Here is a 12,677-nt window from a genome sequence, read left to right on the forward strand (position 1 = left end):
CTCTGCTGTCTGAATGAACAATATTTGTTCGAATGTATGGGGTTGTTCAAAGTATAAACACTGATGCGTCAGCCCTGGCCCATAGAGCGCTGACAGAAATAAGGGAAAGACTGGAATGGGCAGCTGATTATTTGGCCAAGAACGCTTGCCGAACCAAGCAGAGAAAATCGATACAGAACAGGACCTTGGAAGGAGTTTTAAAGGGACTCAACGCTTAAGGTCCTGTACATGAGGAGAGCTTAAACAGTATTCTCCATTCACTAACTGGGAAAAATATTTCGCAAAAAAAGTCCAATGTGAATCTGAATACTTAAGAACCAAGTGGGAAAAGTTATACGAATATCGGTGCAAAATAGCCCACTGCCGTGGCATTAGCAAACCAGAGTTAGCTGAGCTGACAAATATAAGTGATGATATATGCCAGAAGATACAGGCAGCCTTAGATTCCATTGGCGACATGCACATTGAAGAATCAGAGCGAGAGGAGCTTGCTGAGAACTTCAGTGGCATGGCAAATAAACTAGCTGGTGAATATATCGAAAAATACAATAAACTTGTACATATAGTAAGAACTGCATGCGAGTTGTCATCCAACGACGATGATTCTTATGGAAAACATGAAACAAACAAGACAAATATAAGGATGCAAGCTAGGTATTTATATGACAACAAAGGACTTATTGATAAGAGTACATCAGACGACATAATTAACCTGCAAACATTTAGAAATAAGATTGTTCATCAGGTTGGCATTGTCAGCCTTTCAGAGCTAGAGCTCTCTGAAAATTCCACCACTCTAGATTCTGTAATAGAAAACCTGTCATCACTTAAACTAGAGGATATTACTTCAAAGAAGGGTTTAAACTTACGAAATACAAAGTAACCCTCAAGAGAAGGGCGCTTTCGCGCCCTTCTATATTAATTACCCTTCCTGATTTTCCCCGACTGCCGGTTCTGCGCCGGCGACGGTTTCAATCTCGATGCGATCGACGCGCTGCAAACCCCGGGGCAGCTTGGCGCCGCGGCGGCCGCGCTCGCCACGGTAGTAGTCAAGGTCAGACGGCTTGAGGGTCAGCTTGCGCTTGCCGGCAAACAGGGTGACCGACTGGCCCTGCGGGATAATGGCCGCCATCACCACAAACTCCTCCCGCGCCTTCACCCGTGCCGACGGGATACTGATGAGCTTGTTGCCCTTGCCCTTGCCGAGTACCGGCAGGGTGTTGAGCGGGAACAGCAGCATCCGCCCCTCGTTGGAGATGGCCATGCAGAGATCCGTGTCCGGCGCGCCTATCCTCTGGGGCGCCATGACAATGCCCCCTTCCGGCACGGTGAGCAGCGCCTTGCCGTTCTTGTTCTTACCGATCAGGTCGTCATATTTGCAGACGAAGCCGTAGCCGGCGTCAGAACAGATGAGGTACGGCTCGCCTTCGTTCCCCATCACCAGATGACGCACCTCTTCGCCGGCCCCCAGCGCGAAGCGACCGGTGAGTGGCTCGCCCTGACTGCGGGCGGAGGGCAGAGTGTGCGCCTCCAGCGAGTAGGTTCTCCCCAGGGTGGAGAGGAACACCGCCTGCTGATTGCTGCGGCCATGGGCGTGGGCCAGATAGCCATCTCCCGCCTTGTAGGAGAGGCCCTCCACATCCACGTCGTGACCCTTGGCGGCGCGCACCCAACCCTTGTCGGAGAGGATCACGGTCACCGGCTCACTCGGGGTGAGCTCCTTCTCGGTCAGCGCCACGGCGGTGGCGCGCTCCACCAGCGGGGTGCGGCGATCGTCGCCGTACTTCTCGGCGTCCGCCAGGATCTCTTTCTTGAGCAATGTGCTGAGACGGCGCTCGGAACCCAGGATCAGTTCCAGCTTGTCGCGCTCTTCCGCCAGCTCATTCTGTTCGGCGCGCAGCTTGAACTCTTCGAGCTTGGCCAGGTGGCGCAGTTTGAGCTCGAGGATCGCCTCGGCCTGGGTCTCGCTGATATTGAAACGCTCCATCATCACCCGGCCCGGCTCCTCCTCGGTGCGGATGATCTCGATCACCTCGTCGATGTTGAGGTAGGCGATCAGCAAGCCTTCGAGGATGTGCAGGCGAGCCAGCACCTTGTCGAGGCGATACTGCAGGCGGCGGCGCACCGTCTCGCGGCGAAAACTCAGCCACTCGGTGAGGATGGTCTTGAGGTCTTTCACCTGGGGCCGGTTGTCCAGACCCAGGATGTTGAGGTTGACCCGGTAGTTCTTCTCCAAGTCCGTGGTGGCGAACAGGTGGGCCATCAGCCCCTCTACGTCCACCCGGTTGGAGCGCGGCACGATCACCAGACGGGTCGGGTTCTCGTGGTCCGACTCATCCCGCAGATCGGTGACCATCGGCAGCTTTTTCGCCACCATCTGGGCGGCAATCTGCTCCATGATCTTGGCGCCTGAGGCCTGATGGGGCAGCGCCGTGATGACGATGTCGCCATCTTCCTCGCTCCACACCGCCCGCTGCTTGATGGAGCCCTTGCCGGTCTCGTAGATTTTGCGGATGTCGTCGCGGGGCGTGATGATCTCGGCGTTGGTCGGGTAGTCCGGCCCCTGCACATGGGCCATCAGGGCATCCAGGCCGGCATTGGGATTATCCAGCAGTTCCACACAGGCATGAGCCACTTCCCGCGCGTTGTGGGGCGGGATATCGGTCGCCATGCCTACCGCAATACCGGTCACCCCGTTGAGCAGGATGTGCGGCAGGCGGGCAGGCAGCACCACCGGCTCTTTCATGGTGCCGTCGAAGTTCGGCGTCCACTCCACCGTGCCCTGTCCCAGCTCGGAGAGCAGCAGCTCGGAGAAGCGCGACAGCCGCGCCTCGGTATAACGCATGGCGGCAAAGGATTTGGGATCGTCCGGCGCACCCCAGTTGCCCTGACCGTCCACCAGCGGGTAGCGGTAGGAGAAGGGCTGGGCCATCAGCACCATGGCTTCGTAACAGGCGCTGTCGCCGTGGGGGTGGTATTTGCCCAGCACGTCACCCACGGTACGGGCAGACTTCTTGTGCTTGGACAGCGCCGACAGACCCAGCTCGCTCATGGCGTAGATGATGCGCCGCTGCACGGGCTTGAGGCCGTCGCCGATATGCGGCAGGGCCCGATCCATGATGACGTACATGGAGTAGTTCAAGTAAGCCTGTTCGGTAAAGGTGCGCATTGGCTGGCGCTCTACCCCGTCCAGACTGAGCTCGATGGCATCACTCATGTGATTATCTCTTTCGGTTCGGGAGCTGGTTGGCGCTCTACTTCATCCAACAGACTGAGCTCGATAGCATCACTCATAAGGTTGTTCTCTTGCTATGGCACGCCCTCAGAGGGCACGCCGGAAATGCGGGTCGGCAGGGGGCCGACGGTGCATCACAAGACCCCCTCCCAACCTCCCCCTCCATGAGGGGGAGGAGAGGCTTGGCCCCCTCCCCTTGCGAAGGGGAGGGCCGGGGTGGGGTACTTGCGACTCGCTTTAGATGATGGCGAGGTTGCCCTTCTCTTCCAGCCACTCGCGGCGATCACCGGCGCGCTTCTTGGCCAGCAGCATGTCCATCAGTTGCAGGGTCTCGTCCCCATCTTCCCCTTCTGCCCCCCCTTCCGCGCCCATGGTGAGCTGCACCAGACGGCGGGTGTTGGGATCCATGGTGGTTTCCCGCAACTGTTTCGGGTTCATCTCACCCAGACCCTTGAATCGGGTCACCATCACCTTGCCCTTCTTCTTCTCGGCTTCGACCCGTTGCAGCACGCCGTTCTTCTCGTCCTCGTCGAGGGCGTAGTAGACCTCTTTACCAATATCGATCCGGTAGAGGGGCGGCATGGCGACATAGACGTGGCCTTTCTCCACCAGCGTGCGGAAGTGTTTCACAAAGAGGGCGCAGAGCAGGGTGGCGATGTGCAGACCGTCCGAGTCCGCATCCGCGAGGATGCACACCTTGCCGTAGCGCAGGCCACTGAGGTCGTTGGAGTCGGGGTCGAGCCCGATGGCCACCGAGATGTCGTGCACCTCCTGGGAGGCGAGCACCTGACCGGCCTCCACCTCCCAGGTGTTCAGGATCTTGCCGCGCAGGGGCATGATGGCCTGGAATTCGCGATCCCGCGCCTGCTTGGCACTGCCGCCCGCGGAGTCACCCTCCACCAGGAACAGCTCCCCCTGCATGGGGTCGGCGCAGCCGCAGTCGGTGAGCTTGCCGGGCAGGGCCGGACCCTGGGTAATCTTCTTGCGCACCACCGTCTTGGCGGCGCGCATCCGGCGCTGGGCGCTGGAGATGCAGAGCTCCGCCAGCTGTTCCGCGAGCTCGGTGTTGCTGTTGAGATAGAGACTGAAGGCATCCTTCACCACGCCCGACACGAACGCCGAGCTCTGGCGGGACGACAGCCGCTCCTTGGTTTGCCCTGCAAACTGGGGGTCCTGCATCTTGATGGAGAGGATGTAGGCGCAGCGATCCCAGATGTCTTCCGGGGTCAGCTTGACCCCGCGCGGCAAGAGGTTGCGGAACTCGCAGAACTCGCGCATGGCGTCGAGCAGCCCCTGGCGCAGGCCGTTGACGTGGGTACCGCCAAGCGCCGTGGGGATGAGGTTCACATAGGACTCGGCGAGGCACTCGCCCCCTTCCGGCAGCCAGCACAGGGCCCAGTCCACCGCCGATTGCTCGGAGCTGAAGGAGCCGACGAAGGGCTGCTCCGGCAGGCAGGTGAACTGCTTGACCGCATCGATGAGGTAATCCTTGAGACCGTCTTCGTAGCACCACTCAAGCCGGATGCCGGTGTTCTTGTCGAGGAACTTGATGGTGAGGCCCGGGCAGAGCACGGCCTTGGCCTTGAGCAGGTGCTCGAGCTTGGAGACCGAGAAGCGCGGCGAGTCGAAGTAGCGCGCCTCTGGCCAGAAGCGCACCCGGGTGCCGGTGTTGCGGCGGCCGCAGGTGCCTGTGATGGTCAGCTCCTGTACCTTCTCGCCACGCTCGAAGGCGATGTCATAGACCTGGCCGTCGCGGCGCACCGTCACCTCGACCCTATCGGAGAGGGCGTTCACCACCGAGATCCCCACCCCGTGCAGGCCGCCGGAGAACTGGTAGTTCTTGTTGGAGAACTTGCCCCCCGCGTGCAGCTTGCAGAGGATGAGCTCCACCCCGCTGACCCCTTCCTCCGGGTGGATGTCCACCGGCATGCCGCGACCGTCGTCGATCACCTCGAGGGACTGGTCCTCGTGCAGGATCACCTCCAGATTGCGGGCATGCCCCGCCAGCGCCTCGTCGACGCTGTTGTCGATGACCTCCTGGCCGAGGTGATTGGGCCGGGTGGTGTCGGTGTACATGCCGGGGCGACGACGCACCGGTTCGAGGCCATTGAGGACCTCAATGGCATCCGCATTGTATTGAGTGGACATGGAGGGCCTTGCGAATTGACGTTTGGGGGGAATCTTACTCGCTGGGAGGGCCCGGGACAAATGGGGCGCTCGCAAAGGGTGATCCAGAGGGGCTCCGGCCTCCCCGCCCGGGATCAGGCGGGTTCCCCGGGCAGGGCCTGCACAAGCTGGGAGAGGGAGCAGTGGAGTCGCCACACCAGCCCCGCCAGAGCCCGGGCCGCCGGATCTGCATGTTCCCCCAGCCCTTGGCTGATGCGGTCCAGCTCCGCCAGGGTGCGCCCCAGGGTCTCGTGCTGCACGCCCCCTTCGGTCAGAATGCCTTTCAGGCAGCGCAGACAGCCGTCCCGCACCAGATAGAGGGTCGGATCCCGGCTGCGCCAGAGCCTGAGCTGCCAGACGATATGGCTGCAATTGAGCAGCACCACGCCCCAGCGCAGCACCCAGAGCCGGGGCCAGCTGGTCCACGAAATCCCGCCGCAGACGATGCATCAGGCGGCGGCTCTTGCGCCGATCCGAGCTGGGCCTCAGGAGCTGGAACGCCAGCCCTGCGCTCATCACCCCCAGTGCCTGGGCAAGGCTGCTGTTGACGAAGGCGAGGTAGTCGTAGCTCGGCGGATTGGTGATGGCAAGGAAGGAGCCGAGCAGCACGATGAGCTGGCCCCAGAGCGCCGCCCCCTGGGGGCGCTGCAATTTCAGCAGTTGCAGGGTGATGAGGGCGGGGAACAGCAGGGCGCAGAAGATCCAGAAGTCGTCGATGCGGATCATCAGCCCGAACTTGACCCCGAAGCAGATAAAGCTGAGCAGCACGATGGCCTTGAGCATGGTCTGGGCCCCCTTCGCCGGGGCCGGGGTGGCGGAATAGAGCACGCAGCAGATGGCGAGCAGGGTCAGGGCCGCGGCGCCCGCATCCCACTGGGTGTGGATCCAGAAGGTGCAGCCAAGCATCACGCAGAGGAAGGTACGCCCCCCGTTGTAGGCCGCCTCCAGGCCGTCGGTGTGGCTGGTCAGAGAGCTGTGGCGCGGCGGCGCCGGCCACTCCTGACCATCGTGGCGGGCCAGCCTTTCCAGCCAGCGCTGACACTCCAGGTAGCTCCAGCAGAAGTGGCGCAGCCGCAGCCAGAAGGCCTGACAGCGATAATCGTCCCCCGAACGGGCCACGAAGGGCGCCATCAGGCGGGCGATGCGCAGCTTGTCGCAGCCCCCCTGCCCCAGCTCCCGCAGCACGGCGGCCAGCATGGGGGCCGGGTCGACTGCGTCCTCTGGCCAGTGTTGCAGCATGCGGCGCAGCCCCGAGATGAGGCTGACCATCCTCAGCTGGCGATGGAGCAGATAGTTCAGCAACTGGTTGTGGCGACGCAGGCGGTGGTGGCTCCAGACGGCCTGGATGCGCAGCACGTTCAGGGTGAGGATCTGACCGATCACCCCCTCGTGGGCGGTGCGCACATCGGCGCCCGTCTCCCCGAGCCAGAGCAGCTGGGCATGTTCCAGCAGCCGGGTCTGGCTCTTGCCGAGGGAGTCCAGCAGGGTCTCGCCATCGGAGAAACTCGGCAGGATCATCATCATCAGGCCGCCGCAGAGGATGCCGACGATCACCTCGCTCACCCGGGCCTGGGCGATGTCGAAGATATGTTGCGGGTCGGTCAGGTTGACGCAGGAGAAGGCGATGATGGCGGCGGTATAGCCCGCCAGGGCGAAACCGTAGGAGACGTTGTTCTGATGGTGGTTGGAGATGTAGGTGCACCCCCCCAGCCAGAGGGCGATAAGCAGGCTGAAGAGCCAGGGATCACCGATGCCAAGGCCGGTGATCATCACCGCCGCCATGGCGCCGATGAGGCTGCCCACCACCCGCCCCAGGCTCTTGCTGATGACGCCCCCCACGGTGGGAAAGCTCACCACGGCGGCGGAGGTCATGGCCCAGTAGGGGGAGTCGAGTTGCAGCACGAACGCCAGCCAGAGCGACAGGCACATGGCCAGGGCATTGCGCAGGGCGTAGCGCCACTGTCCGCCGTTGGCCTTGCCCCAGGGGGTCTGGCGCCAGAGCGAGGGGATCACTCTAGTCCCCTATGGTGATGGTGCAGGTCGTGCCCGCGATCAAGACCAGATCCGGGGGAATCGCCAGCAGCCTGATCCGCACTGGCACCCGCTGGGCCAGACGCACCCAGGGCACGTTCGGCTTGACGTCGAGCAGCAGCCCCTCACTGCCTTCCAGGCTCTGATCGTGAATGGCGCGCCCTATGCTTTCCACCTCCCCCCTGAGTACCCGATCCCCGCTGTAGAGCACCACCTCGGCCGGTTTGCCGGGGGCGATGTGCCTGAGCTTGGTCTCTTCGAAATAGCCCTGCACATAGAAGGAGTGGGTGTCTATCAGGGCCACCAGGGGCACCCCGGCGGTGGCGTAGTTGCCGACCCTGGCCTGCAGATTGGTGATGTAGCCGTCGCTCGCGGCATGGACCTCGGTCCGGGCAAGGGACCATCTGGCCTGCTCCAGATTGGCCTGGGCCACCTCATAGGCCGCCTTCATCGCCTGGGCATTGAGCCTGGACTCATCCACCGCCTCGGCGGAGATGACGGTGCGGGAGAGGCTCTGGCGACGGTTCGCCTCGTGCTCCGCCTTGTCGAGATCCGACCTGGCCTTGGCCAGGGCCGCGCTGGCGTTGTCCAGCGCGATGCGATAGGGCTCGGGATCCAGAGTGAAGAGCAGTTCCCCCGCCTTCACCAGCTGGTTGTCCTTGACCCCTATCCTGACGATCTTGCCCGACACCTGGGGCGTGATGCTGACCAGCTCGGCCCTCACCTTGCCATCCCGGGTCCAGGGCCCCTGCATGTAGTCGTTCCACAGCCACCAGAGCGACACCAGCGCCAGGGCAAAGACCAGCAGGGTGGAGAAGTATTTGAGGGTCGCAAGGGGTGATTTAGCCATGTAGCAATATCCATAGGGCGCCACTGACGGCGAGGATGAAGAGGGAGAGATCCATCAGCAGGGGGTGCCAGACATCCCCACCATAGAGCCAGTCACGCAGCAGGTGGTGCACGGGCAGCCAGCCCAGCAGGCCGAGCAGTACGGCCTTGAACAGGGGCGGAAAGTAGAGCGAGGCCCCGAGGATCAGATCCGGCAGCGCTGAAGCAGTCGTCACGGGTGTGCCCCTGTTGGCAGAGATGGAATGAAGAGAGAGGCCGGGGTCCGCCGGGAGACGGACAGGGCAAGGTTAACACAGCCATTGCGGGGGCTACACAGGCAGATGACCCCCTGAGGTGTCGTCACGGGAGTGGCGCGGCAACACCTCGCCCGTCCTCCCCGCCACCCGTCGGGGCAGTCACCTCGCGTTCAATCGGCTACGGTATCTGCCGGGTGATGCACCCCGTCGCGGGTCGGCACCTCTCCCAGATCGAACGGGTTGACCCCCTCCAGACAGGCGAGGTTGTAGCCATATTCCGCCGGATTGGATCGGCGCTGGTGATGGGTGTAGATGCCGCAGACGCTGCAGAAGTAGTGTTTCGCGGTGCGGGTGTTGAACTGGTAGCAGCGAAGCGCCGCCTCCCCTTGCAGGATGCGGATGCCGGAGAGCGGCACCGAGGCGACGATGGCCCCTCGCCGCCGACAGAAGGAGCAGTCGCAGCGGCGCGGATCCACCACGCCATCCGGCAGGGTCAGCTCCAGCACCACGGCGCCGCAGTGGCAGCTTGCCTTGTGTTTCTTCTGGATGGGGGTATTGCCGATGCGTGTGATCATGCTGCCTCCTTGCCGCAGTGTCAGGCTGCGAACCGGTTAATCGAACAGGGTATCCCCCCGCCCCTGCGACAGATGGTCATGCAGGGTGCGCAACTGGGACGCAACCACCCGGTGGCGGGAGAGTTCGGGCAAGGCGTCGATGGGGAAGTACCCCGCCCCTTTGGTTTCATCGGTGTCGGTAAGCAGAGCGCCGCCCGTCACCTCGCACAGGAAGAAGGCCTTGTGGGCATGGGGCAGCTGCGGGGGATGGGGATGCTTGAGCTTGTCGAACAACGCCAGCAGCTGCACCGCCCGACAGACGAGGCCGGTCTCCTCCACCACTTCGCGCACCACGGCGTCCGCAGGCGAATCGCCGATGTCGCACCAGCCCCCCGGCAGAGTCCAGCAACCGTCACTGCGCTCCTGCACCAGCAGGACATGGCCCGCGTCGTTCTGAATGAAGGCCCGCACATCGAGCTTGGGGGTGGGATAGCCGCTGTCGAGGGCAATCCAGTCGCCGATGGCGTCGGGGGCCAGCTCGCTCTGGCTGGCGATGAGCGTCACCGTGGCCGCTCGCAGCGCCTCGAAGCGGGCGATGTCGAAGGGATCGCGGGAATAGGTGAGCCCCGCCTGGGCCGTGGCCAGCACCTGTTCGAGGAAGGCGGCCAACGGCGGCTGCACGGCTAGAGCCCGAGGAAACGGACGATTTGGGCGGGGTAGCGCTCGAAGCCTGTGAAGGCGTGATCGCCGCCGCACTCCAGGGAGAGACGGGCAAAGCGGTATTCGTCCAGCGCCTTGCGATAGTCGAGCACCTCGTCCTCCTGCTGTTGCAGCACCCAGAGCCGCTCGGGAGCAGTCACCGGCACCGCCAGCGCTCTCAGCTCGTCCATGTGTCCGGGCAACAGTTCATAGCGTTCGCCGCTGTAGGGGTTGGTCTGGGGGCCGAGGTAGTCGCAGAGCAGCTCGTGGGGGCGCACCGCCGGGTTGATGAGGGCGGCGCGGCAACCGTATCGCTCGCTGACCCGGGTCGCCATAAAGCCACCGAGGGAGCTGCCCACGGCGCCCAGTCGCAGGGCGCTGCCGTGGCGGGCCTTCAGGTCGGCGATGGCCTGCTCGATGGCAGCCCAGGCGGCCGCCGGGGTGTTGGGCTGGGCCGGGATCACCACCTCGATATCGGGCCTGTTCTCTGCCACCCAGGCCGCCATCTGCTGCGCCTTGGCCGAGCCGGGGGATGAATTGAAACCGTGCAGATAGAGCAGGACGGGCTTCATGGCAACGCCTCAGTAACCGGTGGCATTGGGGTCGGGCACGAACTGCCCCAGCGGCAGGCGCCACACCTGGCTCGCCACCCGGCCATCCGGGTGCAGGGTGAGATAGCGCCAGCCCGGGCCGGATTCGTCCAGTGCGAAACCGTCGGAGAGCGGCTTGAACTGGATGCAGGTAGAGGGGCTGGCGATGAGCCGCACTCCGTGGTGCACCTCGTCAAACTCCTGATGGACGTGGCCGAACAGGATGGTCTTCTGCTGCGGGTGGCGGGCCAGCACGGCGAACAGGTCGTCGGCATTCTTGAGGTTGTGCTGATCCAGCCAGGCGCAGCCCACCGGCACCGCCTGATGGTGCAGGGCGATGAGGGCATGGCGCTCGGGATGCTGGCGCAGGGCCTGATCCAGGGCCGCCAGCTGGTGATCCCCCAGCACCCCGTGGGGTTTGCCGCGCACCTGGGTATCCAGCAGGATCACCTGCCAGTGATCCCCCACCAGTTGCTTGGCCTCGCTGATGCCGGCCGCATGGAGGTATTCGGTCATCAGGGGGCCGTCGTCGTGGTTGCCGGGCAACCAGTAGATGGGGCGAGCCAGGGGCGCCATCATGGAGGCGAAGCGCTGGTAGGACTCCGGGCTGTGATCCTGGGAAAGATCCCCGGTGGCGAGGATGAGATCGAACGGGTGCTCGTTGGCCTGCACCCGCTCCAGCACGGCGGCCAGACTCTGCGCCGTGGGCACGGCCAGCAGCCGCCCCTCGGCACTGGCGAAGAGATGGGTATCGGTAATCTGTAACAGGCGCACACTGCCGTCCGGCGCCTGAGGTAGCTCTGTTTCCAAAATCACGCTTCTTTTTTATGGGTTCGACTAGAGGATGTTAATCAGGCTGGTGCCGTGTTTGAGACAAAATCTCAACCAATCGGCCAAGAATAGATTTACCTGCTCCTTTTCATCCCTGTGATGCATTTTTTGATTGGGATAATCATAACGTGGTTGCAACATTGAAATCTGTTGCGCCGCACACACTTCCGCCATTCGCACATCATGATACAAACGAATCTCTATCCGGGCTTGCAAGTAGCTCGGCAATTCGGGGTTGTGCTGGGCCAGGATCACCTGGCTGGTGAAGCGGCTCTCCTCGGTCACCGTGAGCTGGAACTGCAGGCCGTTGCCGACCTGATAGCGGCGCTCGGCACCCACGCTGCCACCGGGCGGCAACAGTTTCATCAGCGCCATGTAATTGACCTCGCAGGTACGCTGCAAGGACATCAAATCAGGCACATAGCGCTTCATCGGGCTCTGGACTAATGACATGTCGCGGCTCCCTCAATCAGGGTCCATGAAGGCTGGACCCACTGCACAGTGTTCCAGTCGGACACAGGGCACCTGACCCGGGTCTGAACGAGCGCCACCTCAGCGCCCCGCCAGCCAGCGTGCCCGCAGCTCGCCGTGATTCAGGGCCAGCCACTGCAGGGCGATGACGGAGGCGGCATTGTCGATGCGCCCCTCTTTGAGCCAGGCATAGGCCTGCTCGCGGCTCACCACGTGGACCCGGATGTCTTCCCCCTCTTCCGCCAGACCGTGGATCCCCTTGGCCTGACTGGCATCCACCTCGCCCACGAACACCTCGATGCGCTCGGTGCTGCCACCCGGGCTCACCAGATAGCTGATGGCGTGTTCGCAGCGTCCCACCTCGATCCCTGCCTCTTCCACCGCCTCGCGCCGCACCACTGCCTCGGCGGTCTCCCCTTCATCGATGATGCCGGCCACCAGCTCCAGCAGCCAGGGGGTGGCGCTGGTCTCCATGGCGCCGATGCGAAACTGCTCCACCAGCACGATCTCGTCCCGCACCGGATCATAAGGCAGCAGGGCGGCGGCATGGCCACGTTCGAACAGTTCCCGGACGATGGGGGCGTTCCAGCCACCGGCAAACAGCCTGTGTTGCAGGCGGTAGACATTCACCTTGAAGAAGCCATTATATCCAGCTGATTTTTCAATGATTTTCACATCATCGCTGGAGTAGTGGCAGGTTTGAGGCAAGGCTTGCTGTGACATTCGAGACTCCTGCCAGCTTGACTTGGCTTGGTTTGACCATAATATTCGGGGGCATGAATGAACATTCATTCACTCGCTCTCGCCGACGATGAGGGAAGGATTTTAGCAGCCACAGGGCATTTGGCTAGGCGCGTTGCCGAGAAAACTCGCCCCGGACCTTGACGTTTCCGCAGCTGGAAAAGAGACAGTTCGCAATGAAATCTGCTTATAGTAGAGTGGTTAAGCTGAAATCAAGCTTGGTCGGTGACAATCCCCCCTTCATCCAGCGGACAGCTTTGGGTTGATACAAAAG

Annotated in this window: 11 protein-coding genes and 2 pseudogenes; 2 read left to right on the plus strand and 11 right to left on the minus strand. The window is 62.6% G+C overall.

Going from position 1 to position 12,677, the window contains the following annotated elements; genetic code table 11:
* Nucleotides 1-71: 71 nt before the first annotated feature.
* Nucleotides 72-218, plus strand: a pseudogene (locus tag PG896_RS13015) (IS4 family transposase); the annotation flags it as partial.
* 239 nt (nucleotides 219-457) lie between these two features.
* On the plus strand, nucleotides 458-883 hold the full coding sequence (locus PG896_RS13020; RefSeq protein ID WP_270835790.1) for a hypothetical protein: 426 nt from the start codon (nucleotides 458-460) through the stop codon (nucleotides 881-883).
* Nucleotides 884-922: 39 nt separating this feature from the next.
* Here the strand turns inward: PG896_RS13020 and parC are convergent, their stop codons facing one another.
* From parC to nudF, 11 genes and pseudogenes are all read right to left on the minus strand, one after another.
* Nucleotides 923-3,217, minus strand: a complete 2,295-nt coding sequence (gene parC, locus PG896_RS13025; protein WP_270835791.1) for a DNA topoisomerase IV subunit A — start codon at nucleotides 3,215-3,217, stop codon at nucleotides 923-925.
* Between the two features lie 255 nt (nucleotides 3,218-3,472).
* Nucleotides 3,473-5,383, minus strand: coding sequence for a DNA topoisomerase IV subunit B (parE, locus tag PG896_RS13030; protein WP_200164322.1), 1,911 nt, complete (start codon nucleotides 5,381-5,383; stop codon nucleotides 3,473-3,475).
* Nucleotides 5,384-5,496: 113 nt separating this feature from the next.
* Nucleotides 5,497-7,414 (minus strand): annotated as a pseudogene (locus PG896_RS13035) (FUSC family protein).
* A 1-nt stretch (nucleotide 7,415) separates the two neighbouring features.
* Nucleotides 7,416-8,282 (minus strand): efflux RND transporter periplasmic adaptor subunit, encoded by an 867-nt coding sequence (locus tag PG896_RS13040; RefSeq protein ID WP_010672778.1) that lies wholly within the window; start codon nucleotides 8,280-8,282, stop codon nucleotides 7,416-7,418.
* Complete coding sequence (locus PG896_RS13045; RefSeq protein ID WP_163135733.1) at nucleotides 8,275-8,496, minus strand: DUF1656 domain-containing protein; 222 nt, start codon at nucleotides 8,494-8,496, stop codon at nucleotides 8,275-8,277. The genes PG896_RS13040 and PG896_RS13045 overlap by 8 nt, the downstream gene beginning before the upstream one ends.
* Nucleotides 8,497-8,687: 191 nt before the next feature.
* On the minus strand, nucleotides 8,688-9,092 hold the full coding sequence (locus PG896_RS13050) for a GFA family protein (protein ID WP_039039754.1): 405 nt from the start codon (nucleotides 9,090-9,092) through the stop codon (nucleotides 8,688-8,690).
* Between the two features lie 36 nt (nucleotides 9,093-9,128).
* Nucleotides 9,129-9,752 carry an NUDIX hydrolase gene (locus PG896_RS13055; RefSeq protein WP_113069050.1) on the minus strand — a complete coding sequence of 208 codons (624 nt, stop codon included), beginning with the start codon at nucleotides 9,750-9,752 and terminating at the stop codon, nucleotides 9,129-9,131.
* Between the two features lie 2 nt (nucleotides 9,753-9,754).
* Entirely contained in the window at nucleotides 9,755-10,342 is a 588-nt protein-coding gene (locus PG896_RS13060; RefSeq protein ID WP_041214383.1) for a YqiA/YcfP family alpha/beta fold hydrolase, read from the minus strand.
* A gap of 9 nt (nucleotides 10,343-10,351) precedes the next feature.
* The gene (cpdA, locus tag PG896_RS13065) at nucleotides 10,352-11,170 is read right to left on the minus strand and encodes a 3',5'-cyclic-AMP phosphodiesterase (RefSeq protein WP_039039757.1); all 819 of its coding nucleotides are present in this window, start codon (nucleotides 11,168-11,170) and stop codon (nucleotides 10,352-10,354) included.
* A 27-nt stretch (nucleotides 11,171-11,197) separates the two neighbouring features.
* The gene (locus PG896_RS13070; RefSeq protein ID WP_039039758.1) at nucleotides 11,198-11,644 is read right to left on the minus strand and encodes a DUF1249 domain-containing protein; all 447 of its coding nucleotides are present in this window, start codon (nucleotides 11,642-11,644) and stop codon (nucleotides 11,198-11,200) included.
* 99 nt (nucleotides 11,645-11,743) lie between these two features.
* Nucleotides 11,744-12,385, minus strand: coding sequence for an ADP-ribose diphosphatase (nudF, locus tag PG896_RS13075; RefSeq protein ID WP_010672772.1), 642 nt, complete (start codon nucleotides 12,383-12,385; stop codon nucleotides 11,744-11,746).
* Nucleotides 12,386-12,677 lie beyond the last annotated feature (292 nt).

The organism is Aeromonas sp. QDB30, assembly GCF_027707645.1.
In the GTDB taxonomy this organism is placed as follows: domain Bacteria; phylum Pseudomonadota; class Gammaproteobacteria; order Enterobacterales; family Aeromonadaceae; genus Aeromonas; species Aeromonas caviae.

Excerpts from the sequence above, each read along its gene's own strand:
- PG896_RS13050 (WP_039039754.1), bottom strand. The coding sequence starts at position 9,092 with ATGATCACACGCATCGGCAATACCCCCATCCAGAAGAAACACAAGGCA.
- PG896_RS13040 (WP_010672778.1), bottom strand. The coding sequence starts at position 8,282 with ATGGCTAAATCACCCCTTGCGACCCTCAAATACTTCTCCACCCTGCTG.
- PG896_RS13020 (WP_270835790.1), top strand. The coding sequence starts at position 458 with ATGCACATTGAAGAATCAGAGCGAGAGGAGCTTGCTGAGAACTTCAGT.
- PG896_RS13070 (WP_039039758.1), bottom strand. The coding sequence starts at position 11,644 with ATGTCATTAGTCCAGAGCCCGATGAAGCGCTATGTGCCTGATTTGATG.
- parE (WP_200164322.1), bottom strand. The coding sequence starts at position 5,383 with ATGTCCACTCAATACAATGCGGATGCCATTGAGGTCCTCAATGGCCTC.
- PG896_RS13060 (WP_041214383.1), bottom strand. The coding sequence starts at position 10,342 with ATGAAGCCCGTCCTGCTCTATCTGCACGGTTTCAATTCATCCCCCGGC.
- parC (WP_270835791.1), bottom strand. The coding sequence starts at position 3,217 with ATGAGTGATGCCATCGAGCTCAGTCTGGACGGGGTAGAGCGCCAGCCA.
- nudF (WP_010672772.1), bottom strand. The coding sequence starts at position 12,385 with ATGTCACAGCAAGCCTTGCCTCAAACCTGCCACTACTCCAGCGATGAT.